This window comes from Methylobacterium sp. P1-11, assembly GCF_008329595.1.
GTDB lineage: Bacteria > Pseudomonadota > Alphaproteobacteria > Rhizobiales > Beijerinckiaceae > Methylobacterium.
On the sequence record NZ_NPKS01000007.1, the window covers coordinates 204,902 to 230,129 of the forward strand.

The window sequence follows — 25,228 nt, forward strand, 5'->3', positions numbered from 1 at the left end:
GGGGCCGACGAAGTAAGGAGCCGCAATCTTGGGTATCCCCCTCCGGTACGTCGCGAAGATCGGCGGCTACATCCTGAAGCAGCACCTCACGGGCCGCAAGCGTTACCCGCTTGTGATGATGATGGAGCCGCTGTTCCGCTGTAACCTGGCCTGCGCCGGCTGCGGCAAGATCGACTACCCGGACGAGATCCTGAACAAGCGCCTTCCGGTCGCCGACGCGCTCGAATCGGTGCGTGAGTGCGGTGCCCCGGTGGTGGTGATCGCCGGTGGCGAGCCGCTCCTGCACAAGGACCTGCCTCAGATCGTCGAGGGCATCATCGCCCAGAAGAAGTTCGCGATCGTCTGCACGAACGCGCTGCTTCTCGAGAAGAAGATCAAGGAGTACAAGCCGAGCCCGTACTTCACGTGGTCGATCCATCTCGACGGCGACAAGGAGATGCACGATCAGTCGGTGTGCCAGCGCGGCGTCTACGATAAGGCCGTGGCGGCAATCGCGAAGGCCAAGGAGATGGGCTTCCGCGTCACCATCAACTGCACCTTCTTCAACAATTCCCAGCCGGAGAAGATCGCCGACTTCTTCGACAGCGTGACCCGGATGGGCATCGACGGCATCACCGTCTCCCCCGGCTACGCCTACGAGCGCGCCCCCGACCAGAAGCACTTCCTGAACCGGAAGGCGACGAAGGAGCTGTTCCGCGGCGTGTTCCGGCACGGCAAGGAGAAGGGCCGCGAGAAATGGACCTTCCAGCAGTCGGGCCTGTTCCTCGACTTCCTGGCCGGCAACCAGACCTACCACTGCACCCCGTGGGGCAACCCGACCCGCACCGTGTTCGGCTGGCAGAAGCCCTGCTACCTGCTCGGTGAGGGCTATGCGGCGACCTTCAAGGAGCTGATGGAGACCACCGACTGGGATTCCTACGGCACCGGCAATTACGAGAAGTGCGCCGACTGCATGGTCCATTCGGGCTACGAGGCCTCCTCGGTTGTCGATTCGGTCCGCAAGCCCTGGAAGCCGCTGGTGCACGCGATCCGCGGCATCAAGACCGACGGCACGATGGCCCCCGAGGTCAGCCTCGAGAACCAGCGCCCGGCCGAGTTCGTGTTCTCGCGCAACGTCGCGCAGAAGCTGTCCGAGATCAAAGCGGCCGGCGTCGACACGAAGCAGGAAGCCCGCAAGCGCACCGCTGCCTGATCGCGCGCGACCATCGAGACGAGACCCGCGGCCGCGAGGCCGCGGGTCTCGTCGTTTTCCGATGCCCGCGGCGCGTCAGCCGAGCAGCGGCACGTGCGGGGCGCAGCCTCGCGGCAGGGTCCCGTCGAGCCGTGGATCGGGCGCGACCTCGACATGGACGGCAAAGGGGACGAAGCCCGAACGCCGGTAGAAGGCGAGCGCGCCGGGATGGTCCAGGGTGCAGGTATGCACCCAGAACCGCGCGATCGGGCGCGCCCAGGCACGGCCGATCGCCGTGTTCATCAGCGTGCGGCCGATCCCGGTTCCGACCGCGTCCCCGGTCAGTCCGAGGAAGACCAGCTCGCAGGTGTTGGGCTGGCGGAAATCCAGTTCCAGCATGCCGACGTTCCGCCCGTCCTGGCGGAGCGCGAAAACCTCGACATCCCCGTCGGCCAGGATCGCGGCCAGCGCCCCGTCCGCCAGGGTGAGCCGCGAGAACCAGAGCCAGTCGGCACCGACCTCCCGGTACAGGCTCCGGTATGTCTCCGGATCGGCGCGCTCTAGCGGCGCGAGGGCCAGCCCGGGCGGGAACGGCCGTCCGGGACGCGCGGGCGGCGGGCGGAGCATCTCCAGGCTGGTGACGATGGTGGCGAGATGGCCCGGCGGCACCGCCGCGTAGCCCGGGGCGAGGGTTGGGATTCCCGTATCCGGCAGCATGCGTCTCCTCCGCGGTCGCGTCGGCGCGTCCCGATCACACCGCCCGCGGACGGCGCCGCGCGATCAGCCAGGGCAGGACGCAGGCCGCCGACACTGCGATGGACACGGCGTAGGCCGCGGCCGGGTCGATCCGCCCGAGCAGCAGGTGCACGCAGACATAGAAGGCCAGAACGCCGAACGCGCCCTGAGCGCTGCCGCGCACCACGTCGAGCGCGGCGCCGATCCCGTCCTGCGCCCGGGCGAAGACGATGAGTGGCCAGGAGATGATCGGGATCGGTGCCAGCACACCGCTCAGGCCGGAGCCGAGATACGGCGCGAGCGTCGAGACCACCAGGACGAGGGCGGTGGCGGCCGCGAGCCGGGCCGGCATGTCCCAACGCGGCGGGCGCGACCGGCGCCGCGGTGCCTCGGCTCCGGCGGTCGGCCGGCACCGGGCGACCACCAGGGCCATCGCCGGCAGGTCGATCGCCGTGGCCAGCCACAGGTTCGGCTGGATCACACCGTGCAGCAGCGCGCCGGCGAGGACGAAGGCTGCCAGGGCGAGGAAGACGGGCGCGAGGATGCCCGTCCGCGGCGCGGAGACGACGTAGGCGAGGTAGCTGACCGTGACCGCGCCGAGCCCCTCCACAGAGCCGATCGCCGCGTCGGCAGCGAAGCGCTCGCCCTGCTCGGCGGCGAGGTAGATCGAGATTGGCGCCGAGGTGAGGGGCAGGCCCGAGAGCAGGCCGCCCACGAGGCTGCCCCACCGGCGCGCAGCGGCTGACACGGCCCACATCAGGGCCGGCGTCACGATGATCTTGGCGGCGATCAGGCCCATGGCGACACCGGCGGCAGGCGCTGTCAGGCTGCCTCGGGCGGCCCGTCATCCTCCGGATCGGCGGGCGAGTTGAGGATGTCCTCCAGCTCGTCGACCAGCCGGTCGACCTGATCCTCGGTGGCGAGCACCTTCAGCACCTCCCCGGTCTCCGTCTCCACGGCCAGCTCGATATGCGGCCCGACCCGGGCGGTCAGGATCCGGGCCAGGATCTTGATTGCACTCATGCGACTGCCTCCTCCGCGGCGATGAGGCCGACCGCCACCGCCGGCCCACAGGTCGAGATCCCGTCGCCGGCGCCGCCGATCCGGTCCGCCAGCAGCGCCACCAGCGGCGTCGAGGGCCGGCCGAGACGCTCGGCGAGGCGGGCGCCCACGAAGGCGCCGGCGCCGCACAGGACGAGGGGCGCGTCCGCGCCGAGATCGGGCCGGCTCAGGAGGTCCGCCGCAGCGTCGTGCAGCAGGCGCAGCTGCGCCTCGGCGAAGTGGGCTGCCAGGGCCGCCCAGGCGGAGGCGGTCGCCTCCGTTCGGTCCCGTCCGACGATCCGGGCGAGCCGGGTCTCGCTCTCGACGACCGTCTTGCCCTTGCGGTCGCCGCTCGGCTGCTGGTCGGCGCCTTCGGGGAGCAGGCCGAGGATGCGGTAGACGTCCGCCATATGGGCGAAGGTCTCGGTCATCAGCCGGGTCCGGCGACCCGCGAAGGGGGCGTGGTCGGAGAGCGCGATCACCGGCGTGCGCACCGCACCGGTATAGACGAGTTCGCCGGTCTCCAGCCGCTCGGCGTCGCTGTAGCCGGTCGCGGCCGGCCGCCCACCTACGATGGGAATCAGGTCGGCGGTGGTCGAGCCGATATCGATCAGGAGCGCGTCTCGGACGCGCCGGCCGGCGACCGCCGCGGTGGCGTGCCAGTTGGCCGAGGCTACGTCCGCCGCGTGGGACGCGGCCGCCTCCGGGGCGACGAAGCCGGAGCGGCCGGCGTAGATCCGCACAGTCCCGGCGAGGTGAGACCCGGCCCACCCGCCGAGCGCTGCGACGCCGTCGCGCCGGTCGGCGAAGCAGTCGGTCAGCTCGCCCGTCATGGTCACGGCGTGGAGCGCCGCGCCGCGGGCCCAGTCGGGGGCAGCCTCCAGCGCCCGGTCGAGGGCCGGCAGGCCCTGCCAGAGCGGGCACGGCACCTGGGCGGCGGCCACGACCCGGCCGTCCTCCACCAGGGCGACCTTGACGTGGACCCCGCCGAGGTCCCACCCGATCGTCATTGGGTTTGATGAGCGCATGGGATCGCGATGAGCGCCTCGATGGACCACAGGATCGGGCGCCCCGGCTTCGCGGTGATCCCGGTGCTCGATCTCCGGGGCGGCCGCGTGGTGCGGGCGCGCCGGGGCGAGCGCTCCTCCTATGCCCCGATCGAGACGCCCTTGGCAAAGGGCTCCGCACCCGATGCTGTGGCCCGCGGGCTGGTCGAGGCGTGGCCCGCCGCGATCCTCTACGTCGCCGATCTCGACGCGATCATCGATCGCGCCGCGCCTGATCTCCGCGCCCTGGAGGCGATCGCCCGCGCCTGCCCGGGGATCGCCCTGTGGGTCGATGCCGGCTTCGCCGACCCGGCGGGCATCGCGGCGTTCCTGGCGGCCGGACTCGGGCGACCAGTGATCGGCAGCGAGAGCCAGGCGGATGCCGGCCTCGTGACGCGGCTCGGCGACCGGGCGGTGTTCTCCCTCGACACGCGCGGCGCGGAGCGGCTCGGCCCGGCGGCGCTCCACGACGATCCCGCGCTCTGGCCCCCGGAGGTGATCGCCATGACGCTGACGCAAGTCGGGGCCGGGGCCGGCCCGGACCTCGCGGCCCTGGGGGCCCTGCGCGCGCGGGCGCCGGATCGCCGCCTCTACGCGGCGGGCGGCGTGCGCGGCCCGGACGACCTGCGGGCGCTCCGGGCGGCCGGGATCGCCGGAGCGCTGGTCGCCTCGGCCCTCCACGACGGCGCCCTGTCCCGGGCGACGGCGCCCGACCTCGCGTGATGCTTCCGGCCCGGGCCGGCGGCTGCTAAACCGCTGCCCCAGCGAGACCACCGAGACGAGCTGCCAGACGATGGAAAAGTTCACGACCCTGGAGGGCGTTGCGGCGCCCTTGCGGACGATCAACGTCGATACCGACCGGATCATCCCGGCGAAGTACCTGAAGACGATCCGGCGCACCGGGCTGGGCAAGAGCCTGTTCGCCGAGATGCGCTACCGCGAGGACGGCTCCGAGAACCCTGACTTCATCCTCAACAAGCCCGCCTACCGGAACACCAAGATCCTGGTCTGCGGCGATAATTTCGGCTGCGGCTCGTCCCGGGAGCACGCGCCCTGGGCGCTGGCCGATTTCGGCATCCGCTGCGTGATCTCCACGAGCTTCGCCGACATCTTCTTCAACAACTGCGCCAAGAACGGCATCCTGGCGATCGTCGTGTCGCCCGAGGATCTGGAGAAGCTGTTCGAGGACGCCGAGCGCGGCGCGAACGCCACCCTGTCGGTCGATCTGGCCGCGCAGACCATCCGAGGGCCGGACGGCGGCACCCTGCATTTCGACATCGACGAGGGCCGCAAGCACAACCTGCTGAACGGGCTCGACGAGATCGGCCTGACGCTGGCGCGCGCTGCGTCCATCGACGCTTACGAGCAGAAGCTCGCCCAGCGGGAATGGGCCTGAGCATCTCGACGGCGGTCGCGTCGCGCTGAGGCGACCGCCGGTCCGGCCTGGATACCGGGCCCTGCCTCATCCGAGCCGCATCGACAGCTCGACATCCTCGGCGAACGGCACCGACAGGTAGCCACGGCTCGGCGCGCGCACCCGGGCCAGATAATCCGGGCTGTATTCCGCGTTGTCGGCGACCACCAGGGCACCCGGTCTGAGGCGGCTCTCCACGAGGCTCAGAACGTCCGGATAAAGACCCTTCGCTCCGTCAAGGAGCAGCAGGTCGACCGAGTCGGGCAGGTCGAGGCCGAGGGTCTGCAGGGCGTCGCCCTCGCGGAACTCGACGAGATCCGCCAGCCCGGCCGCCATCAGGTTCGCCCGCGCTCGCACCACCTTGGACGGCTCGAACTCGCAGGTGATGAGCCGGCCGCCGCCGTTGTCGCGCAGGGCCGCGGCGAGGTGCAGGGTCGAGAGGCCGAAGGAGGTGCCGAACTCGACGATCGTCCGCGCTCGGCAGCTCCGGGCGAGCATGTAGAGCAGCCGGCCGGTCTCTCGCGAGACCGCGAGCGGCATGTCCTTGAGCCGGCTGTAGAAGTCTCGGTAGCCGGTGCGGCTGCCCATGAGGCGCGTCCGCTCTTCGGCCGAAAGATCGCCGATGGTGCTCAAGGGTGAGGATGCCTCCGCCTGCACGAAGAGACTGTCCAACAGCGACGCGATGCGCGGTTCGGTGAGTTTAGAAGCTGAGAGTGACATGGCGTGTTGCTTTCCGTCTTGCGTGTTCAACTGAACACGACGCAGAATACCGGCGCCCCCTGCCCGCGCCTATTCGCGTTCCGAGCACCACCCCATGCCTGATCGGCCAAGTCTCGGGATTTCCAGGCGAAAGCAGCCCCGACAGGCCCGCTCCAGCGACCTTGTCGCGGCTATTCTGGAGGCGGCCACTCAGGTTCTGGCGGAGGTCGGCGCGGAGCGCTTCACGACGGCGCGAGTCGCCGAGCGCGCCGGCGTCAGCATCGGCTCGCTCTACCAGTACTTTCCCAACAAGGCGGCGGTCCTGTTCCAGTTGCAGAGCGACGAGTGGCGGGACACGACCGCCCTGCTGGCCGGGATCCTGACGGATCCCGAGACGGCGCCCGGCGAGCGTCTGCGCCGCGCCGTCCACGCTTTCGTGCGCTCGGAATGCGCCGAGGCCGCGATGCGCCGGGCCCTCGACGAAGCCGCCCCGGCCTACCGCGACGCGCCCGAGGCCGCGGAGCCGCAGCTGATCGGCACGCAGGCGTTCCGCGATTTTCTCCGCGCGGCGCTTCCGGCGGTTCCCGAGGCGGAGCTGCAGGTCGCGGGCGAGATCATCGCGATGACGCTCGGCGAGGTCGGCGAGCGCATCTCGGAGGCGGTCCGGACGGAAGCGGCTGTGGAGGTCCTCGCGGGCGCCCTGGCCGACATGCTCTGCGCCTATCTGGACCGCCTGGGAGGCGGAGACCGGGCTGACGCGCCGTCCTGATGACAAGCCCCCGGCCCCGCTGGAGGTTCCGGGGCGCGGCCCCGGGTCGGCCGGTTCAGCCGGACTCGCCGGTGAACGCCTCGAAGGCGCGGGCGGTGTAGACCAGGGCGGCGCCGGCGTTCAGCGCCACCGCGACGCCCAGCGCCTCCACGACCTCCTCCTTGCTCGCGCCGGCCTTGCGGGCGGCGTGGGAATGCACGGCGATGCAGCCGTCGCACCGCGTCGTGACCGCGACCGCGAGGGCGATCAGCTCGCGGGTCTTGGCGTCCAGCTTGCGCTCGGTTGGGGCCGCCGCGGCGAGCTGGTCATGGGCCTTGAGGAGGTCCGGGCTCACAGCACCGATACGCCCGAGCGTGCTGACGAGTTCGGCGCCGTACTGATTCCAATCCTTCATCATGCGTCCCGTCTCCCGACTCCACGGGCCGGCCGCTGGTGGGCCGGCTCCGGATCAACCTATCGATTGGTAGGCAAATGGGTCAAGGCGCGGCGGCTTTCCTCATCGTTCGTTAACCCACATGTCGCCTGAATCCGGGCCCAGACTCCGTTCCCCATCGTGAGGATCGTCAGCATGCCGAAGCACCCGACGGGACCGAGGACGCGCGCGCTCGGGCTGCTCGCCGGCATCGCGGTCCTGCCCTTGGCGAGCCTGCCGGCGCTGGCCGATTTCGACAGCTGCCTCGCCGGCATCCAGTCCCAGGCGGCGGCCGCGGGCGTCTCGGCGCAGACCTTCCGATCCGCCACGAGCGGCATCAGCTACGACGACAAGGTGATCGAGCTGTCCCAGGCGCAGCCGGAGTTCAAGACGCCGATCTGGGACTACATGGCGGCGCTGGTCGACGACGAGCGGGTCGAGGACGGGCGCGCGGCCATGCGCCAGAACGCGGCGGCGCTCGCCCAGGCCGAGTCGCGCTACGGTGTCGACCGCTACACGATCGCGGCGGTCTGGGGGGTCGAATCGAATTTCGGCAAGAATCTCGGCAAGATGCCGCTGGTGCAGTCCCTGGCGACGCTGGCCTGCTCGAACAACCGCCGCCGCGACTTCTTCCGCGGCGAGCTGATCGCCACGCTCCGGATCATCGAGCGCGGCGACATCGCGCCGGAGCGCCTGACCGGCTCCTGGGCGGGCGCCTTCGGCCAGACCCAGTTCATGCCGACCACCTATCACCGGCTCGCGGTCGACGGCGACGGCGACGGCCGGCGTGACGTGGTCGATTCCGTGGCCGACGCCGTCGGCTCCACCGCCAACTTCCTGCACGTCGCCAAATGGCAGAACGGCCAGGTCTGGGGCTACGAGGTGAAGCTGCCGCGCAGCTTCAGCGTCGCCGCTGCCGGCCGCAAGAACAAGAAGCCCGTCGCCCACTGGGCCTCGCTGGGTGTGACCCGCGTGGACGGGCGTCCGCTCTCGGGCGAGGGCCCGGCCGGGATCATCGCGCCCGCCGGCATCGACGGCCCGGCCTTCCTGGTCACCCGGAACTTCGACGCGATCTACTCGTACAACGCCGCCGAATCTTACGGCCTCGCCATCGCGGTCCTGTCCGACCGGTTGCGCGGCAAGGCCGGCGTCCAGGCCGCCTGGCCGACCGACGACCCGCCCCTGTCCCGGGCCGAGCGCCGCGACCTCCAGACCCGGCTGGCCGCCCGCGGCTACGATGTCGGCGAGCCGGATGGTAAGGTCGGCCAGAAGACCCGCGATGCCATCAAGGACGTGGAACGCCGGCTTGGGATGACGCCGACCGGCCGTCCCGGCGGCAAGGTGCTGGAGGCGCTGCGCGGCGGATGAGCCGGCGGCTGATCACGTCGGGCTCGCCGTTCGAGCGCGATTACGGCTACTCCCGGGCAGTGGTCGACGGGAACACCGTCTACCTGTCCGGGACAACCGGCTACGACTACGCCACGATGACGATGCCGGAGGGAGCCGCCGCGCAGGCCGAGGCTTGCTGGCGCACGATCCGGTCGGTGCTCGCCGAGGCCGGAACCGGCCTCGGCGGCGTCCTGCGCGCCACCTACTACGTTACCGACCGGGATGATGCCGAGGCCGTGCTGGCGGTCTGCGGGCGGGTACTGGCCGATATACGGCCGGCCGCCACGATCGTGGTCGTAGCGGGCCTTCTGCGCCCCGAGATGCGCGTCGAGATCGAGGTTACGGCGCGGATCGGGTAGCGGCGCCCCGAACCCGCGAGCGCTGGCGATGAAAGCGGATACCCTGACTGGTATTCCGCCGAGCTGGCCTCCCCTTTGGTTCACCGGGTCGAACGTCCCCACCGGATCCAAGTCACGGCCGAGCCTGCGCCGGACGCCGCGGCCGATCATGCCGATCCGCTCGTGCGCTGCGGGTGATCGTCGACCGCATGATCTCAAGTTTTGTTTCCCGAGATGCTAGCCCGCCATTGCTCCTGGCGCGCCTTCGAAGAGCGTCGCATCGGTGATTTTTCTGTAGATCTGGTGAATTCAACTTGTAGGTCTCGGTCGAGATCATGTCATTATGTTGACAAGACCGTTCGGATTTATCAGATCTCGTCCCCGCATCGCTAACGTTGGCGGTCTTCGGGAATGTATTATGGGCATTAAATTTTGGAATAAGAGCATATCGCGCCGTATCATGGCGCAAATTTCACTCACCGCACTGATTGTCGCGCTCGTCGGAGCTGCTGGATTGCGATTGTATTACCAAGAAATGCTGTCCGAACGAATGCGGTCCCTGCGCGCGATCACGGAGCTGTTCATCACTTGCGCGCAGAACCTCGAGACTCGGGTGGCGAGCGGCGCCCTGACGCGGGATGCCGCCCTGGCGGAGCTTGCCGAGACGGCCATGGCCATGCGCTTCGACGAGGGGACCAACTACGTCGCCATCTACGCGATGGACGGAACGGTCCTGGCGGTTCCCGACCGCAGGCTTGTCGGCAGCAATCAGATGGAGACCCGGGTCAACGGTGTTCGCGTGGCCGGGACACTGATCGATCTGCTGAAGACCTCCGATACGGCCATCACGACATATCAATATCCCCGGCCGGGGCTCGAGGGATTGTACACGAAGACGACGCGCGCCGTCAGGTTCGCGCCCTGGAACATCATGATTGCGGCGGGGACCTATACCGACGACATCAAGGCGGCCTTCTTCTCCCTCGCTTTGGCGGCAATCGGGCTGCTCCTCGGGGCGGGCGGCCTCGGAGTCGCGGGCTCGGTCCTGATCGGGCGGAGCATCACGCGTCCCCTCGGCCGTCTCGGCCGCCGGATGCAGGCCCTCGCCAACGGAGATGGTGCGGGCCCGATACCGGGTCTCGAGCGGACGGACGAGATCGGTCAGATGGCTCGAACCGTTGAGGTCTTCCGCCAGGGGCTGATTGCCAAGGCTGAGATGGACCGGGTGGCTGCGCGGGATGCGGCGGCCAAGGCCCGACAGGCGCAGATCCTCGACGACCTGACCCGGGCGTTCGAGGCCCAGGCCGGGGCCCTGATGACGGGCGTCTCGGCGGCCGCCACCGAGATGCAGGCGACTGCCGAGGCGATGGCGCGGACGGCGGCGCGCACGCAGATGCGGGCCGCGCGTGTCGCGGGGGGCTCACAGGAGACCACCGGGAGTGTGCAGAGCGTCGCTGTCGCCACCGAGGAGATGTCGCTCACCATCCAGGAGATTTCCGGACGGATGGCGCAATCCTCGGCCAAGACCGCGCAGGCGGCGGCCGAGGCGCAACGCACGGACGCCCTCGTGGGCGACCTCGCGGACGGAGCCGAGCAGATCGGTGCCGTCGCCAGCATGATCGCCGACATCGCCCGTCAGACCAACCTTCTGGCCCTCAACGCCACGATCGAGGCGGCCCGGGCCGGTGAGGCGGGCCGGGGCTTCGCCGTCGTGGCCGCCGAGGTCAGGGCGCTGGCCGAGCAGACCGCAACCGCCACCGATAAGATCGCAGCCCGGATCGGTGCGGTCCAGGCTTCGACCCGGCAGGCCGTGGAAGCGATCCAGGGGATCGGTCACACCATGGGAGAGGTCAGCACGCTTGCCGCCACCGTCGCGGCCGCGATCGAGCAGCAGGGCGCGACCACCGAGGAGATCGTGCGCAGCGTCGCGCGGGCCGCTTCGGGTGCCGAGGCGGTCACCGGCAGCATCGCCGACGTGTCGCACTGCGCCGAGGAGACGGGCGGGGCGGCCGAGCGCGTTCTGGGCGCCGCGGCCGAGATGTCGCGTACGTCCGAGCAGCTCTCCGCCGAGATCCATCGGTTCCTCGACGGGATCCGGGCCGCCTGAGCAGATGATGGCGGCCGCCGCGAAGGCCTGAGCGCGGCGGTGGATGGCCAAGAAAAAACCGGCCCGGCTGAGCCGGACCGGTCTGAAACTGCGTGGTCGCTCCGGCCTGCGGGGCGATCCGGACGGATCACTCGGCGGCAGCGGGCGCCGCGGCCGGGGTGTCCTTGGTCTTGTAGCGGTCGGTGCGCTCGACGATGCGGGCCGACTTCCCGCGGCGGTCGCGCAGGTAATACAGCTTGGCGCGGCGCACCTTGCCGCGGCGGGCCACCTTGATCGAATCGATCATCGGCGAATGTACCGGGAAGACGCGCTCCACGCCCTCGCCGTAGGAGATCTTGCGGACCGTGAAGCTCTCGTTGAGGCCGCCGCCCGAGCGGGCGATGCAGACGCCCTCGTAGGCCTGGACGCGGGTGCGCTCGCCTTCCTTCACGCGGACGTTGACGATGAGTGTATCGCCCGGCTCGAAATCCGGGATGGTCTTGGCGAGGCGCGCGACTTCCTCGCGCTCCAGCTGCTCGATGATGTTCATGGCATAGCTCCGGCCGTCGCGCCGTCCCGCCCCTCATGGGCGATCGGCGCCAGGATTTCGGCGATCCTGTTGTGAGTTGGCCGGCTCTCTACAGGATCGCCGCCGGCTTGTCGATTGGGTTGCAAATCCAACGCGGCGCGGCCCGTATCCGCGGATGTTCCGGGGTCTGCCATGAGCGGTGGGCTTCGCGTCAGCGGCGCTCCTCGGACCCGCACCCCGCCTCGGGCAGAACGCAGGCGGACAGGAAGGCCGCGAGATCGTCCGTGATGTGGTCGATATGCGGCTCGCGCACCGCCTCCTGCTCGAAGGCCTCGCGGTAGGGATCGGTGATCTTGGGCACCACCAGCACGGTCGCCATGCCGAGGTCGTGCGGCACCGCGAGATTGCGGGCGATGTCCTCGAACAGCACGGCGCGGGTCGGCTCCACCCCGTGGGCCAGCAGGAACCGCTCGTAGGTCGAGCGCTCGGGCTTCGGCACGAAGTCGGCGGCCGCGATGTCGAACACGTCCTCGAAATGGTCGAGGATGCCGAGCTTGGCGGCGACGTTCTCAGCGTGGCGGCGCGAGCCGTTGGTCAGGATCAGCTTGCGGCCCGGAAGCCGCTCGATCGCGTCGCCCAGATCCTTGTCGAGCTTGATCGACGAATGGTCAATGTCGTGTGCGAAATCGAGGAAGTCGTGCGGATCGACCTGCTCCTCTTGCATCAGCGCCGACAGCGTCGTGCCGTAACGGTGATAGAAGTATTTCTGCAGAGCCCGGGCGGAGATCCCGTCGAGTCCGTAGAGCTGCATCACGTAGAGGGTGATACGCTCGTCCACCTTCGGCCAGACCTGCGCGTCGCTCGGATAGAGCGTGTTGTCGAGGTCGAACACCCAGGTGTCGACGTCGGCGAACCCGCGGGACGCGGCGGTGGTAAACTGAGCCTTGTCGGGGTGATGCACCGGCATCCCTTTGTCGTCGTGGTCCCCTAGGGCTGAGTCTGGACCTGAAAGGTCAAGCTCGCAAGGCTGGCTTGCGCCGGCCTGGACGGGAGCACGACAATGCGCGAGCGGGGCGGAAGTTGCCGTCCCGGTCGCCGATGGATGCCGCCGGCTCGCCCGGCGGACGGGCGCTCAGCCGCGCCGGATCAACGTGCCCGCGCCGTAATCGGTAAACAGCTCGAGGAGCACCGCGTGGTTGACCTTGCCGTCGAGGATGACGACCGCCTCGACGCCGCGCTCGATCGCGTACATGCAGGTTTCGATCTTGGGGATCATCCCGCCCGTGATGGTGCCGTCGGCGATCAGACGCCGGCAATCCTCCACGGTGAGTTCGGGGATCAGTTTCTTGTCCTTGTCGAGCACGCCCGGCACGTCGGTGAGCAGCAGCAGGCGCTTGGCGCGGAGCGCCCCGGCGATCGCTCCCGCGAATGTGTCGGCATTGACGTTGTAGGTCTGGCCGTCCGCCCCGTAGGCCACGGGGGCGAGGACGGGGATCAGCTCGGCCTTCAGCACCGCGTCGAGGACGCCGCGCTCGACGTGATCCGGCTCGCCGACGAGGCCCAGATCCACGGTCTGCTCCACGTGGCTCTCGGGGTCGAAGACAGTCTTCATCGCTCGCTTGGCGCGGACCATGTTGCCGTCCTTGCCGCACAGGCCGACGGCCCGGCCGCCCTCGGCAGAGATCCAGCCCACGATCTGCTTGTTGATCAGGCCCGCCAGGACCATCTCGACCACCTCGACGGTGGCCTCATCGGTGACGCGCAGGCCGCCGCGGAACTCGGACTGGATGCCGAGCCGGTCGAGCATCTTGCCGATCTGCGGCCCGCCGCCGTGCACGACGATCGGCTTCAACCCGGACTGCTCCAAGAGGACGATGTCCTCGGCGAAGTCCTCGGCCGCGGCCCGGTCGCCCATGGCGTGGCCGCCATACTTGATGACGACGATCTCCTGGTCATAGCGCTGCATGTGAGGCAGCGCCTGGGCCAGGACCTCGGCACGCACATGCACGTTGGGCAATTCGGTCATCGCGGTCCTTCGCCGATCCGTGGGTCGGGTCCTCGGGGCGGATTTGTGCCTCCCCGTCGGGCGGTGGCGCTTCTACAGGAAGCCGCTCGCGCTGCGAAGCCGCCCCGCGCGTTCGCAGACGGGCAGCAGCGCGGCTCGGCGCTTGCTGTCAAACGCCGGTCATCCTTCGCGGGTGTTGCATTCCCATGACAGACTGGAGCAGATCCAGGCTGACCCGGCTTGCATCCTCGGACAGCCGGGATCATGTTGCATCGCAGCAAGCCCCTGGGCGAGCTGCCGGGAGGGCCCGATGCGGATTGCGATGATTGGGGCCGGATATGTCGGCCTGGTCTCCGGAGCGTGCCTCGCCGATTTCGGCCACAGCGTCGTCTGCATCGACCGTGAGCCCGACAAGATCGCCAGCCTGAACGCCGGTCGGATGCCGATCTACGAGCCGGGTCTCGAGGTGCTGGTGGCCGAGAACGTGCGCCAGGGCCGGCTCGCCTTCCGCGCGAGCATGCAGGAGGCCGTGGCCGAGGCGGACGCGGTGTTCATCGCGGTGGGTACGCCGTCCCGCCGCGGCGACGGCTTCGCCGACCTGAGCTTCGTCTACGCGGCCGCCCGGGAGATCGCCGGGGCGCTGTCGGGCTTCACCGTCGTGGTGACCAAGTCGACCGTGCCGGTGGGCACCGGCGACGAGGTCGAGCGCATCATCCGCGAGGCCAACCCCGAGGCCGAGTTCGCGGTTGCCTCAAATCCCGAATTCCTGCGCGAGGGCGCGGCCATCGCCGATTTCAAGCGGCCCGACCGCATCGTCGTCGGGACCGAGGAGGCCCGGGCGGAGGCGGTGATGCGCGAGGTCTACCGGCCGCTCTACCTGAACCAGGCGCCGATCATGGTCACGTCGCGGCGCACCGCCGAGCTGACCAAATACGCGGCGAACGCGTTTCTGGCGGCGAAGATCACCTTCATCAACGAGATCGCGGACCTGTGCGAGGCAGTCGGCGCGGATGTGCAGGCGGTGGCGCGGGGGATCGGTCTGGACAACCGGATCGGGTCGAAGTTCCTGCATGCCGGCCCGGGCTATGGCGGCTCGTGCTTTCCCAAGGACACCCTGGCGCTGGTCAAGACCGCCCAGGATGCTGGCACGCCGCTGCGGCTCGTCGAGACGGTCGTGGCGGTCAACGACCAGCGCAAGCGCGCCATGGCCCGCAAGGTGATCAAGGCCTGCGGCGGCTCGGTGCGGGGCCGGACGGTGGCGCTGCTCGGCCTGACCTTCAAGCCCAACACCGACGACATGCGCGACGCGCCCTCCCTGGCGATCGCGGCCGGCCTGCAGGATGCCGGCGCGACGGTCCGCGCCTACGATCCCGAAGGGATGGAGCAGGCGCGAATTCTGATGCCGGCTGTGGATTACGCCGAGAACGCCTATGCCTGCGCGGAAGGCGCCGACGCCCTGGTGATCGTCACCGAGTGGAACGCCTTCCGGGCGCTGGACCTCGACCGGCTGCGTCAGGCCATGTCGTCCGGCGGATCGGCCCCGGTGCTGATCGACCTGCGCAACATCTACGACCCCGCGAGCGCGGCGCGCCACGGTTTCACCTATTGCGGGATCGGACGAACCGCAGAGAGCGTCGCACGGAACGGGTCTTGATCCACACCGTGACGGCCGCGGGGACCGAATTTCTGTGTGGGATCTGCGCCGGACCACGAAGATTTCTTCCGGAATCATCCGCGATGCCGCTAGACGGGCCGCCTCCGCCGAGACGCAACTGTGGCTTTCTCGTGATCGAGTTCGCGTCTCGACAGCCGGTCCAGCGGTTCAATCTTGGCGTTTTGACCGCAGGAATTGGATAAGCTTCTGATGAATACATGTCACAGCCTCCGGCAATTTCGCCGCGTAGGGATGACCTAGCGTTGGGGCTGGTTGGACACCGCAATGGTGCCACAGTAAGGGGTGAGAGGGTACTCACTCGTCGAGAGCCGAGCCGACTTCCGATAACGAGCGTGTGCGAACCGAACGTGACACAACGTACAGACATTGCGATCGTCGGACGCGCATGCCGACTGCCCGGGGCCCCCAGCGTCGACGGGCTGTGGCAACTCCTGTCCGAAGGACGCTGCGCCGTCAGCAAGGTTCCGGCAGACCGCTTCTCCCTGGAGCGGTTCGCGCATCCGCGCGCCCATGAGCGCGGCAAGAGCTACACCTGGGCCGCCGGTGTCATCGACGACGTGTGGTCTTTCGACCCGGCGGTGTTCGGCATCTCGCCGCGCGAGGCCGAGCAGATGGATCCGCAGCAGCGGATGCTGCTGGAGCTGACCTGGGAAGCCCTTGAGGATGCAGGCCTGCGCCCCTCGAACGTGGCCGGCAGCAATATCGGCGTCTTCGTTGGCGCCTCCTCGCTCGATTACGGCAACCTGCGCATCCTCGACGCGCCATCCGGCGATGCCTACGCCGCCACCGGCAACACGCTCTCGATCATCTCGAACCGCATCTCCTACATCTTCGACCTGAAGGGCCCGAGCTTCACGGTCGACACGGCCTGCTCGTCCTCGCTTGTCGCCTTCGACAACGCCGTGCAGGCGATCCGGTCGGGCCGCGTGGATACCGCCGTCGTCGCCGGCGTCAACGTGCTGGCGAGCCCGTTCAACTTCATCTGCTTCTCCACCGCGCAGATGCTCTCGCGCACCGGGCTGTGCCAAGCGTTCTCCAAGAACGCCGACGGCTACGTGCGCTCGGAGGGCGGCGTGGTGTTCGTGCTGCAATCGGCCGAGGCCGCGCGGCGCAACGGCGCCACCGTGCGCGCCGTGGTGGCCGCCTCGGGGATCAACTCCGACGGGCGCACCACCGGCATTTCGCTCCCCTCCGGCTACGCCCAGGGCGCCCTGCTGGAGAAGGTCTATCGCGAGGCCGAGATCCGGCTCGACGACCTCGCCTTCATGGAGGCGCACGGCACCGGCACGCCGGTCGGCGACCCGATCGAGGCCTCGGCCATCGGCTCGAAGCTCGGCCGCGGCCGGCAGGCGCCGCTGCCGATCGGCTCGATCAAGACCAATATCGGCCACACCGAGCCGGTCTCGGGCCTCGCCGGCCTGATGAAGGCGACGCTGGCGCTGGAGCACGACCTCGTGCCGCCGTCGCTGCACGCGGCCGAACTGAATCCCGAGATTCCCTTCGGCGAACTCAACCTGCACGTCGTCCGGGAGGCCATGCCGATCAGCCGCGGTTCGCGCGAGCGCTTCGCGGGCGTGAACTCCTTCGGCTTCGGCGGCACCAACGCCCATGTCGTCATCACCGACGCGCCCGCCTGGGCGAAGCCTTCCGCAGCGGCGCCGGAGCCCCAGGCTCAGGTGCTTCTGCTCTCGGCCCAGAGCCGGGCGGCGCTGAACGAACTCGCCCTCGACTACGCTGAGCGCCTCGAGGCCGCGCCCGAACAGGCCGCCACCATGGCGGCGGCGGTCGCGCATCGCCGCGAGCGCATGCCGGCCCGCCTCGCGGTCGCGCTGGACGGCAAGGCCGATGTGGTCGCCGCCCTGCGCGCCGTCGGCGAGGGCGAGGACACGCAGGATGCCTTCACCGGTACCGCGGTCGACCGGGTCGCCGAGGTGGCCTTCGTCTATTCCGGCAACGGCAGCCAGTGGGCCGGCATGGGCCGTGAGGCCTATGAGGAGAACCCTGCCTTCCGCGCCGCCTTCGACCGGATCGACACCCTGTTCCAGGGCTATTCGGATTGGTCGCTGAAGGACGCCCTCTACGCCGACGACCTAGATGAGCGCCTCGTTCTCACCAGCGTCTCGCAGCCGCTGATCTTCGCCATCGAGAGCGCGTCCACGGCCGCGCTCAAGGCGAAGGGCCTGATCCCATCCTACGTCCTCGGCCACAGCGTCGGCGAGATCGCGGCCGCCGAGGCTGCCGGCATCCTCAGCCTGGAGGATGCGGTCCGGGTCATCTACTACCGCAGCCACCATCAGGAGACGACGCACGGCCAGGGCACCATGGCGGTGCTGCTGATGCCGTCCGAGGAGGTCGAGGCCTTCCTCAAGGATTATCCGACCCTCGACATCGCCGCCTACAACAGCCCGAAGGCCGTCACGGTCGCGGGCCCCGTCGCCGATATCGACGCCGCCCTGAAGGCCCTGTCGCGCAAGCGCCGCCGCGGGCGCAAGCTCGATCTCGCCTACGCCTTCCACGGCAGGCTGATGGACCCGACCGAGAAGCCGCTGCTGCGCGACCTCGCCGGGCTCAAGGCCAAAGCCGGCGCCACCGCGATGGTCTCCACCGTCACCGGCTCGGTGCTGGACGGCAGCCATTTCGGCGCCTCCTACTGGTGGCGCAACATCCGCGAGCCGGTGCGCTTCTGCGAGGCCGTGCAGGACGCCACCCGCCGCGGCGCCCGCGTCTTCGTCGAGGTCGGCCCGCGCGCGACCCTGATGTCGCATGTCGGCGACGCGGTCGAGCCGCTTGGCATCGAGACCGCCACGGTCGGGGTGATGCACCGCAAGGCTTCCGGCGGCGACCCGATCGCCAAGGCGGTCAGTGCCGCCCTCGTGCAGGGCGCGCAGGTCGACGAGACCCTGCTGTTCGGTGACGCGCCGAAGGGCGAGGTGCGCCTGCCGACCTATCCGTGGCAGCGTCGCCCGTTCCGGCTGGCCGACACCACCGAGGGCGTCGGCGCAATGAGCCCCCGCCCCTACCACCCGTTGATCGGCTCGCGCACGACCTTCGACGGGCTGGAGTGGAACGGTTTCGTCGATCCGGTCACCGTGCCCGAGCTGGAGGATCACAAGGTCGACGGCCAGGTGATCATGCCCGGCGCTGGCTTCGTCGAGATGGCGCTGGCCTGCGTCCGCGAAGCCCTGCGCGACGACGAGGTCGTGCTCGCCGATTTCGAGATCGTGGCGCCGATGGTGTTCACGGAGGACGCCCTGCGCGAGGTCGCGGTGCGGCTGTCGGGCTCCGGCAACGGCATCCAGGTGCTGAGCCGTCCGCGCCTGACGCAGACCCCCTGGCAGCTCCATGCCCAGGCCAAGATCGTCGAGGGTACCTTCTCGGCCCCGAAGATGCCCGACCTCGACGGGTTCAGCTTCGACACGGCCGGCGATCACGTGCTCACCGGCGACGCGCTCTACGCCAAGGCCCTCGCCTCCGGTCTCGCCTTCGGTCCGAGCTTCCGGCAAGTGGCGATGAGCGCCCGGCTGGACGACGTCACCATCGTCTCCGACTTGGCTCCGGCCGAGCCCGACACCCGCTACGGCCTGGTGCCGAACCGGCTCGATGCCTGCTTCCACGGGCTGATCCTGCTCTTCGCCGACCTTCTCGGCGAGAACGGCGGCAAGGCCTACATCCCGGTGCGCTTCGGCGAGGTCCGGCTGCTGCGCCCCGGCGCGGTGATCGCCCGTTCGATCATCCGCACCCGCCGCTGCAACGAGCGCTCGATCCTGGCGGACTTCACGCTCCTCGACGCCGAGGGCGCGGTGATCGCCACGATCCGCGAGGGCCGGTTCCAGGCCCTGCGCGCCAAGAGCGGTGGCGACCTCTCGGCCTTCGCGATCTCGCAGGTGCCGGAACTCGCTACCGAGCCGACCGCAATCCCGATGGAGCGCCGCCCGAGCGTGGCCGCGCGGCTGCGTCCGCTGGCCGCCGAGGCGAAGGGACCGTCCGACGCCGCCCTGTCGCCGGGTCACCTCCTGCTGGAGGGCTGGGCGACCTCCCTCGCCTACCGCCTCGCCTCTGGGCTGGCGCAGGGCGAGACCGTCTCGGTGACCGACGGCCGCGTGCCCGAGGCCCTGCGCCCCTGGCTGCTGAACGCCCTCTACGCCTTGGAGAGTAGCGGCCTCGCCGAGCGCGCCGGCCAGAACTGGACGCTGGGCGACGGCTCCGCGCTGCCGGCGCCCGACGAGATCATGCGCTGGATCGCCGGCGACCACCCGGACCTCTCGGCCGAACTCGTGCTGATCGCCGATGTCGGCGCCTTGGTCGACCGCCTGCTCGCCGGCAAACTGACCGACGCGCCGGCCCTGCCGCAGGGGGCGATCGACGCCTTCGTGCTGCGTTCCGCCACCGCGCGCCACGGCGCCGACGTGGTCGCGGGGCTGATCGAGCGGAGCCGCGCCCAGCTTCCGAAGGAGCGCGCGCTGCGGGTTCTCCAAGTCGGTTTCGGCCCGCTCTCGGCCCAGACTGCCACCTTCGCGGCCGCCGCCGAGGCTCGGCTCACCGTCTTCGAGACCGATCGCCGTCTCGCCGAGCGTGCCCGCCTGTCGCTCGGCCGCGCCGCCGCCGTGGTCGAGACCGCGGAGGAGCTCGCTCCCGGCAGCTTCGACCTGATCCTCGCGTCGGGCAGCCTGCATCGCGGCGACCGCGCCCTTCCGGGCCAGCTCGCCGGGGTGCTCGCGACCGGCGGCCTGCTGGTGGCCGTGGAGCCGGGCGCCTCCCTGTTCCGCGACCTCGTATTCGGCCTCACGGCCGGCTGGTTCGAGGAGGCCGCGGGCGGCATGCCCGTGGGCCGGCTCGAGGATATCGAGGGCTGGCAGCGCATCCTGAGCGCCCATGGCCTCGTCAAGGTCGAGGTCGAACGGGCGGCCTCCGCCAACGGCGACGATTTGCTGCTGACGGCCGAGGCCCCGGTGCGTCCGGGCCCGGCCCCGGCGCAGAGCTTCGCCTTCATCATCGGCTCCGACGACGAGTTCGCGGCCGAGACCGCCTCGTCCCTGGCGACCCTGCTGGTCGCGGGCGGCGTGCACGTCTCGATCATCCTCGACTCCGAGACCTCCCTGATGGAGCTGGAGAAGGAGACCCCCGACACGGTGGTGTTCCTGGCCGGCGCCTTCACCCGCGGCGGCGAGGCGGCCGAGCGGCTGCGCGACCGCTGCCTCAGCCTGAAGCGCTGCACCGAGCATCTCGGCGCCCGCCAGACCAAGCTGTGGGTCGTGGCGCCCGGCGCCACCCGCGACCGCGGCGGCCAGACCACCAACATCGAGGCCGGCGTGTGGGCCTTCTCCCGCACGCTCGCCAACGAGGCCCCGAACCTCGACGTCCGCCGCATCGACCTCTCTCCCGAGATGTCGTCGAAGCGCGCCTCCGAGCGTCTGCGCGACCTCATCCTCTCCGGCACCCCGGAGACCGAGATCGTGCTGGACGACGAGCGGACCCAGGTCGTGCGCTTCCATGCCGGTCGGCCGCAGCACCGGGATCCGGCGGACGCGGTCCCGGCCGAGGCCGCGCGGCTCGAGCGCAGCAACACCGGCGGCTTGAGCGAGATGGTCTGGGGTCCGGCCGAGCGCCGCACCCCCGGCAAGGGCGAGATGGAGATCGCGGTCGAGGCTACCGGCCTCAACTTCCGCGACGTGCTCTGGGCGCTCTCGATGCTCCCCGAGGAGATCCTGGAGGACGGCTTCGCCGGCCCCCGCCTCGGCCTTGAATGCGCCGGCCGCGTTACGGCCGTTGGCCCGGGCGTGAAGGGCTTCAAGGTCGGCGATCCGGTCGTCGCCTTCGCCCAGTCGGGCTTCGCCACGCACATCGTGGTGCCCGACCTCGTCGTCGCGCCGATGCCGCAGGGCCTCGACCCGATGGCGGCCGCCACCGTGCCGGTGGCCTTCCTCACCGCCTATTACGGCCTTGTCTCCTGCGCCCGCATGCGGCGCGGCGAGTGGGTGCTGGTCCATGGCGGCGCGGGCGGCGTCGGCCTCGCGGCTCTTCAGATCGCCAAGCTGAAGGGTGCGCGGGTCATCGCCACCGCCGGCTCCCGCGAGAAGCGGGCTCTGGTGAAGGCGCTTGGTGCCGAGCATGTGCTCGATTCCCGCTCCCTCGCCTTCGTGGACGAGGTTCGGGCGATCACCGGTGACGGCGTCGACATCGTGCTGAACAGCCTGTTCGGCGAAGCGATGGAACGCTCGCTCAACGCCTTGCGGCCCTTCGGTCGCTTCATCGAGCTGGGCAAGCGCGACTACGTCGCCAACACCCATATCGGCCTGCGCCCGTTCCGGCGGAACCTCAGCTACTTCGGCGTCGACCTCGATCAGGTGATCCAGCACCAGGGCGACGACGGCGCGCGGATGTTCCGCGAGGTCATGGCCCTGTTCAACGACGGCGGCTTGAAGCCCCTGCCGTACCAGCCCTTCACGGCGGCCGAAACTTCGGACGCGTTCCGGCTGATGCAGCAGTCGGGTCACATCGGGAAGATCGTGATCAGCCCGCCCAAGGCCGGCACGATCATGAAGGACACGGCCCGGCCGTTCACGGTTTCGGCCGAGGGCGTCCATCTGCTGACCGGCGGCCTCGGCGGCTTCGGCCTGGAGGCGGCGCGCTGGCTGATCGACCGGGGTGCCAAGCACCTCGTGCTCGCCGGCCGCAAGGGCGCGGCCACCGACGAGGCCAAGGCGATCGTGGCGGAGCTCACCGCGCGGGGCGTGACCGTCGAGGCCAAGGCCGTCGACATCACCAGCCGCGCCTCGGTCGACCGGCTCATCGCCGGGATCGAGCAGGGCGGCAAGAAGCTCGCGGGCGTGCTCCACGCGGCGGCCGTGCTCCAGGACGGCCTGATCTCCAACATCGACGCCGCGGCGCTCGACGCGGTGATCGGCCCGAAGGTGATCGGTGCCCAGCACCTGGACGCGGCGACCCGCGACCGGAGCCTGGACTACTTCGTCCTGTTCTCCTCGGCGACGACCTTCATCGGCAACCCGGGCCAGGGCTCCTACGTGGCCGCCAACGGCTTCATGGAAGGCCTCGCGCGCCAGCGCCGTCGCCGCGGCCTGCCCGCTCTGGCGGTGGCCTGGGGCGCCATCGGCGACGTTGGCATGCTCGCCCGGAACAAGGCGGTCATGGAAGGCCTCGCCGGCCGCGTCGGCGTCACGCCGATGGAGGCCCGCCGCTGCCTCGACCTGATGGCGGAGGCGCTGGGAAGCCAGGGCGCGTCGCCGGACGAGGCCGTCATCGCCATCGCGGCGATGCATTGGGGCAAGGCGCGCGAGCGTCTCGCCACCATGCGCTCGCCGAGCTACGCCGGACTCGGGTCGGACCAGCAGGCCGAGGCGGGTGGCGTCCAGGCGATCAACATCGCGGCGCTCCTCAAGGGGGGCGACCTCGATGTGGCCCGCAAGACGGTGTCGGACGCGATCGTCGAGGACATCGCCCGCATCCTGCGCCTGCCGAAGGACGATATCAGCCGCGTGCGCCAGCTCTCGGAGATCGGCCTCGACTCGCTGATGGGCGTCGAGCTCGGCGCCAGCCTGCAGGAGCGCTTCGCCCTCGATGCGCCGCCCGCGGGCCTGTCCTCGGGCATGACCGTCAATGAGCTGTCGGAGTCCTTAATTCAGGCGGTTTCCGCGCCCATGGACGAGACGGCCGGCGTCGCGATGAGCCTCGTCTCGAAGCATGTCGGCGGTGAGGTCGATGCGCAGATGATCGCGCCGCTCCGGGAACTCATCGAACAGACGTCCAGCGAGATCAAAGAGACCAACTCATGACCGATACGGCACGGCCGGACGGCGGGCGCGCGGCGCTCGCCGGCTTCGTGACCAACCGGCTCGGGCGCGCGACGCCGCGCCCGGCCCCTGTCAAGGCCGCCTCCCCGGCCGGCAAGTCGGCGGCTCAGAACTTCGAGAACCTGCCGGGCTACCGCGAGCTGAAGCTGCAGCGTCAGGCGGCCGAGCTGATCGGCCTCGGCAACCCGTTCTTCCGCGTCCACGACGCCAAGGCCGGCGCAACCACGCGGATCGACCAGAAGAGCTTCACGAACTTCTCGTCCTACGACTATCTCGGGCTGAACGGTCACCCGCGGGTGAGCAACGCGGCCCGCGAGGCGATCGACGCCTACGGCACCTCCGCGTCGGCGAGCCGCGTGGTCGCTGGCGAACGGCCGGGGCATATCAGCCTCGAGCAGGCTCTGGCCAAGCACTACCATTCCGAGGGCTGCATCGTGATGGTGAGCGGGCACGCCACCAACGTCACGACGATCGGTGCCCTGCTGGAAGCCGGCGACGTGATCTTCCACGACGCTCTGTCCCACAACAGCATCGTCACCGGGGCGCAGCTGTCGGGCGCCCAGCGGCGCTCCTTCGCGCATAACGACCTCGACGCCCTGGAGACCTTGCTCCAGTCGACCCGCCACGAGCATCGCCGGGCGCTGATCGTGGTCGAGGGCCTCTACAGCATGGACGGCGATGCGCCGGACCTTGCCGGTCTCGTGGCTCTCAAGAAGCGCTATGACGCGTGGCTGATGGTTGACGAGGCGCACGGCCTCGGCGTTACCGGCCGGACTGGCGCGGGCCTGTTCGAGCATTGCGGTGTCGACCCCAAGGAGGTCGACATCTGGATGGGCACGCTGTCGAAGACGCTGTCGACCTGCGGCGGCTATATCTGCGGCCCGATCGCGCTGATCGAGTACCTCAAGCACACGGCCGGCGGTTTCGTGTACAGCGTCGGCATGTCGCCGCCGCTGGCCGCCGCCGCCGAGGCGGCGCTGGCCGTGATGCATGCCGAGCCGGAGCGGGTCGAGCGTCTGCGCCAGAACGGCACGCTGTTCCTGGCGACCGCCAAGAAGCTCGGCCTCGATACCGGCTTCAGCCTCGGCCTCGCCGTGGTGCCGATCATCGTCGGCGACTCCCTGAAGGCCGTGACGCTGTCGGACCGGCTGTTCCGCCGGGGCATCAACGTCCAGCCGATCATCCACCCGGCCGTGCCGGAGCGGGCTTCGCGCCTGCGCTTCTTCCTGACCTCCGAGCACACCCCCGACCAGATCCGTGACACCGTGAACGCGGTGGCCGAGGAGCTGGCGGCCATCGACAAGGGCGGCTCGCTGATCGAGCAGCTGCTCGCCAAGCGGGTGTGACTCCGCCGGGGCCGCGGGCCCCGGAGCCGTGATGCGGAATGACGAAGCGAAGCCGGGCGCGGATGATATCCGCGCCCGGCTTCGCGTTCGGGACAGGGGCATCCGCAGGTTCGATACCGCGCCCGAGGGAAAGCGTCAGTCGACCCAGCGCATTGGGTCATGACGTGGCAATCGAAGTGACCCAGGGAGGCGTGCAGTCAAGAGACCTGCCGCTCACCGGATGGTTTCGCTTTGCTCGCAAAGACAGAGCGGAGGCGGGCCCGAGCTCCTGAGGGGTCGCGGTCGAAGCCTTTGGCGCATCGGGACGCAAAAAAAGCCTGGGCTCCGCCGCGTGACCCCGGCAAGACCGGTTCTCGGCCGGCGTGCGCGGCGCCCGAGGCGTCGCGGCCAGCCCGTCATGGGAGCCGGAATCGCCGTGATTGCCGGCCTGGAAGCGGCCTACGGCTACTTGGCGTAGCCGTAAGCGGTGGCCGCGGAGGCAACCGGGCCGGTAACACCGCTGAACACCGTGAGCGCCTTCTGGACCTCGGTGAACGGCGCGTTCGACACGTAGATCAGGTCGCGGTTGCGCATCCGGAACGCCTGGGACACGAACAGGCTGTTCGGGTCGCGCATGTTGATCCGGTAGACCACCGGCACCAGCGGCGTGCCCAGAAGCCTCGAGCCGGGGCTGAGGCGCCGCACCACGCTGGCCGGCTCGAACCGGAAGATGAAGGTTCCGGCCGGATCGGCGGCGAAGTCGGACAGGCCGCGCGCCTTGGCCAG

19 protein-coding genes and 1 pseudogene are annotated in these 25,228 nt (G+C 69.9%); 10 read left to right on the forward strand and 10 right to left on the reverse strand.

What is annotated here, in order from left to right:
* Positions 1 to 28 precede the first annotated feature (28 nt).
* Positions 29 to 1,192 (forward strand): adenosyl-hopene transferase HpnH, encoded by a 1,164-nt coding sequence (hpnH, locus tag CIW48_RS09910; protein WP_091786234.1) that lies wholly within the window; start codon positions 29 to 31, stop codon positions 1,190 to 1,192.
* 75 nt (positions 1,193 to 1,267) lie between these two features.
* On the opposite strand, the gene CIW48_RS09915 is transcribed toward hpnH, so the two are convergent.
* Genes CIW48_RS09915 through CIW48_RS09930 form a run of 4 tightly spaced genes read right to left on the reverse strand, consistent with a single transcriptional unit; the run spans position 1,268 to position 3,975 of the window.
* Positions 1,268 to 1,888, reverse strand: a complete 621-nt coding sequence (locus CIW48_RS09915; RefSeq protein ID WP_149310641.1) for a GNAT family N-acetyltransferase — start codon at positions 1,886 to 1,888, stop codon at positions 1,268 to 1,270.
* Positions 1,889 to 1,922: 34 nt separating this feature from the next.
* On the reverse strand, positions 1,923 to 2,705 hold the full coding sequence (locus CIW48_RS09920; RefSeq protein ID WP_149310642.1) for a hypothetical protein: 783 nt from the start codon (positions 2,703 to 2,705) through the stop codon (positions 1,923 to 1,925).
* 23 nt (positions 2,706 to 2,728) lie between these two features.
* Entirely contained in the window at positions 2,729 to 2,929 is a 201-nt protein-coding gene (locus tag CIW48_RS09925; RefSeq protein WP_091786227.1) for a hypothetical protein, read from the reverse strand.
* Positions 2,926 to 3,975 carry a hydantoinase/oxoprolinase family protein gene (locus CIW48_RS09930; RefSeq protein WP_149310643.1) on the reverse strand — a complete coding sequence of 350 codons (1,050 nt, stop codon included), beginning with the start codon at positions 3,973 to 3,975 and terminating at the stop codon, positions 2,926 to 2,928. Before CIW48_RS09930 ends, CIW48_RS09925 begins: the two co-directional genes overlap by 4 nt.
* A gap of 9 nt (positions 3,976 to 3,984) precedes the next feature.
* On the opposite strand from CIW48_RS09930, the gene CIW48_RS09935 reads away from it, so the two are divergent.
* Both CIW48_RS09935 and leuD read left to right on the forward strand, forming a co-directional pair.
* Complete coding sequence (locus CIW48_RS09935; RefSeq protein WP_149310644.1) at positions 3,985 to 4,716, forward strand: HisA/HisF-related TIM barrel protein; 732 nt, start codon at positions 3,985 to 3,987, stop codon at positions 4,714 to 4,716.
* A gap of 70 nt (positions 4,717 to 4,786) precedes the next feature.
* A complete protein-coding gene (gene leuD, locus CIW48_RS09940; RefSeq protein WP_149310645.1) occupies positions 4,787 to 5,389 on the forward strand; it encodes a 3-isopropylmalate dehydratase small subunit in 603 nt (200 codons plus the stop codon).
* 66 nt (positions 5,390 to 5,455) lie between these two features.
* Here leuD and CIW48_RS09945 read toward each other — a convergent pair whose 3' ends face one another.
* The gene (locus CIW48_RS09945) at positions 5,456 to 6,127 is read right to left on the reverse strand and encodes an O-methyltransferase (protein WP_149310646.1); all 672 of its coding nucleotides are present in this window, start codon (positions 6,125 to 6,127) and stop codon (positions 5,456 to 5,458) included.
* 94 nt (positions 6,128 to 6,221) lie between these two features.
* Here CIW48_RS09945 and CIW48_RS09950 point away from each other — a divergent pair, with 94 nt between their 5' ends.
* On the forward strand, positions 6,222 to 6,875 hold the full coding sequence (locus CIW48_RS09950) for a TetR family transcriptional regulator (protein WP_149310647.1): 654 nt from the start codon (positions 6,222 to 6,224) through the stop codon (positions 6,873 to 6,875).
* 55 nt (positions 6,876 to 6,930) lie between these two features.
* Here CIW48_RS09950 and CIW48_RS09955 read toward each other — a convergent pair whose 3' ends face one another.
* Positions 6,931 to 7,272 (reverse strand): carboxymuconolactone decarboxylase family protein, encoded by a 342-nt coding sequence (locus CIW48_RS09955; protein WP_149310648.1) that lies wholly within the window; start codon positions 7,270 to 7,272, stop codon positions 6,931 to 6,933.
* Between the two features lie 171 nt (positions 7,273 to 7,443).
* On the opposite strand from CIW48_RS09955, the gene CIW48_RS09960 reads away from it, so the two are divergent.
* The 3 genes from CIW48_RS09960 (at position 7,444) to CIW48_RS09970 (ending at position 11,121) form a co-directional block, all read left to right on the forward strand.
* On the forward strand, positions 7,444 to 8,655 hold the full coding sequence (locus CIW48_RS09960) for a lytic murein transglycosylase (RefSeq protein ID WP_149310649.1): 1,212 nt from the start codon (positions 7,444 to 7,446) through the stop codon (positions 8,653 to 8,655).
* Complete coding sequence (locus CIW48_RS09965; RefSeq protein ID WP_149310650.1) at positions 8,652 to 9,035, forward strand: RidA family protein; 384 nt, start codon at positions 8,652 to 8,654, stop codon at positions 9,033 to 9,035. The genes CIW48_RS09960 and CIW48_RS09965 overlap by 4 nt, the downstream gene beginning before the upstream one ends.
* A gap of 514 nt (positions 9,036 to 9,549) precedes the next feature.
* Positions 9,550 to 11,121, forward strand: a complete 1,572-nt coding sequence (locus CIW48_RS09970; RefSeq protein WP_246695182.1) for a methyl-accepting chemotaxis protein — start codon at positions 9,550 to 9,552, stop codon at positions 11,119 to 11,121.
* Between the two features lie 127 nt (positions 11,122 to 11,248).
* On the opposite strand, the gene rplS is transcribed toward CIW48_RS09970, so the two are convergent.
* From rplS to argB, 3 genes are all read right to left on the reverse strand, one after another.
* Complete coding sequence (gene rplS / locus CIW48_RS09975) at positions 11,249 to 11,650, reverse strand: 50S ribosomal protein L19 (RefSeq protein ID WP_091786191.1); 402 nt, start codon at positions 11,648 to 11,650, stop codon at positions 11,249 to 11,251.
* A gap of 190 nt (positions 11,651 to 11,840) precedes the next feature.
* Complete coding sequence (locus CIW48_RS09980) at positions 11,841 to 12,590, reverse strand: pyrimidine 5'-nucleotidase (RefSeq protein WP_149310664.1); 750 nt, start codon at positions 12,588 to 12,590, stop codon at positions 11,841 to 11,843.
* 171 nt (positions 12,591 to 12,761) lie between these two features.
* Positions 12,762 to 13,655 (reverse strand): acetylglutamate kinase, encoded by an 894-nt coding sequence (gene argB, locus CIW48_RS09985; protein ID WP_149310652.1) that lies wholly within the window; start codon positions 13,653 to 13,655, stop codon positions 12,762 to 12,764.
* A gap of 289 nt (positions 13,656 to 13,944) precedes the next feature.
* On the opposite strand from argB, the gene CIW48_RS09990 reads away from it, so the two are divergent.
* From CIW48_RS09990 to CIW48_RS10000, 3 genes are all read left to right on the forward strand, one after another.
* Positions 13,945 to 15,288 (forward strand): UDP-glucose/GDP-mannose dehydrogenase family protein, encoded by a 1,344-nt coding sequence (locus CIW48_RS09990; RefSeq protein ID WP_149310653.1) that lies wholly within the window; start codon positions 13,945 to 13,947, stop codon positions 15,286 to 15,288.
* Positions 15,289 to 15,656: 368 nt separating this feature from the next.
* A complete protein-coding gene (locus tag CIW48_RS09995; RefSeq protein ID WP_173009233.1) occupies positions 15,657 to 23,099 on the forward strand; it encodes a type I polyketide synthase in 7,443 nt (2,480 codons plus the stop codon).
* On the forward strand, positions 23,096 to 24,463 hold the full coding sequence (locus tag CIW48_RS10000; protein ID WP_149310655.1) for an aminotransferase class I/II-fold pyridoxal phosphate-dependent enzyme: 1,368 nt from the start codon (positions 23,096 to 23,098) through the stop codon (positions 24,461 to 24,463). Before CIW48_RS09995 ends, CIW48_RS10000 begins: the two co-directional genes overlap by 4 nt.
* Positions 24,464 to 24,907: 444 nt before the next feature.
* On the opposite strand, the pseudogene CIW48_RS10005 reads toward CIW48_RS10000, so the two are convergent.
* A pseudogene (locus tag CIW48_RS10005) lies at positions 24,908 to 25,228 on the reverse strand (sugar transporter); the annotation flags it as partial.

What these genes read in the sequence shown, in the direction of transcription:
- leuD (WP_149310645.1), top strand. Translation starts at nt 4,787, where the DNA reads ATGGAAAAGTTCACGACCCTGGAGGGCGTTGCGGCGCCCTTGCGGACG.
- CIW48_RS09970 (WP_246695182.1), top strand. Translation starts at nt 9,550, where the DNA reads ATGCTGTCCGAACGAATGCGGTCCCTGCGCGCGATCACGGAGCTGTTC.
- CIW48_RS09945 (WP_149310646.1), bottom strand. Translation starts at nt 6,127, where the DNA reads ATGTCACTCTCAGCTTCTAAACTCACCGAACCGCGCATCGCGTCGCTG.
- CIW48_RS09990 (WP_149310653.1), top strand. Translation starts at nt 13,945, where the DNA reads ATGCGGATTGCGATGATTGGGGCCGGATATGTCGGCCTGGTCTCCGGA.
- CIW48_RS09915 (WP_149310641.1), bottom strand. Translation starts at nt 1,888, where the DNA reads ATGCTGCCGGATACGGGAATCCCAACCCTCGCCCCGGGCTACGCGGCG.
- CIW48_RS09960 (WP_149310649.1), top strand. Translation starts at nt 7,444, where the DNA reads ATGCCGAAGCACCCGACGGGACCGAGGACGCGCGCGCTCGGGCTGCTC.
- CIW48_RS09930 (WP_149310643.1), bottom strand. Translation starts at nt 3,975, where the DNA reads ATGCGCTCATCAAACCCAATGACGATCGGGTGGGACCTCGGCGGGGTC.
- CIW48_RS09955 (WP_149310648.1), bottom strand. Translation starts at nt 7,272, where the DNA reads ATGATGAAGGATTGGAATCAGTACGGCGCCGAACTCGTCAGCACGCTC.
- rplS (WP_091786191.1), bottom strand. Translation starts at nt 11,650, where the DNA reads ATGAACATCATCGAGCAGCTGGAGCGCGAGGAAGTCGCGCGCCTCGCC.
- CIW48_RS09920 (WP_149310642.1), bottom strand. Translation starts at nt 2,705, where the DNA reads ATGGGCCTGATCGCCGCCAAGATCATCGTGACGCCGGCCCTGATGTGG.
- CIW48_RS10000 (WP_149310655.1), top strand. Translation starts at nt 23,096, where the DNA reads ATGACCGATACGGCACGGCCGGACGGCGGGCGCGCGGCGCTCGCCGGC.
- CIW48_RS09925 (WP_091786227.1), bottom strand. Translation starts at nt 2,929, where the DNA reads ATGAGTGCAATCAAGATCCTGGCCCGGATCCTGACCGCCCGGGTCGGG.
- argB (WP_149310652.1), bottom strand. Translation starts at nt 13,655, where the DNA reads ATGACCGAATTGCCCAACGTGCATGTGCGTGCCGAGGTCCTGGCCCAG.
- CIW48_RS09935 (WP_149310644.1), top strand. Translation starts at nt 3,985, where the DNA reads ATGAGCGCCTCGATGGACCACAGGATCGGGCGCCCCGGCTTCGCGGTG.
- CIW48_RS09965 (WP_149310650.1), top strand. Translation starts at nt 8,652, where the DNA reads ATGAGCCGGCGGCTGATCACGTCGGGCTCGCCGTTCGAGCGCGATTAC.
- CIW48_RS09950 (WP_149310647.1), top strand. Translation starts at nt 6,222, where the DNA reads ATGCCTGATCGGCCAAGTCTCGGGATTTCCAGGCGAAAGCAGCCCCGA.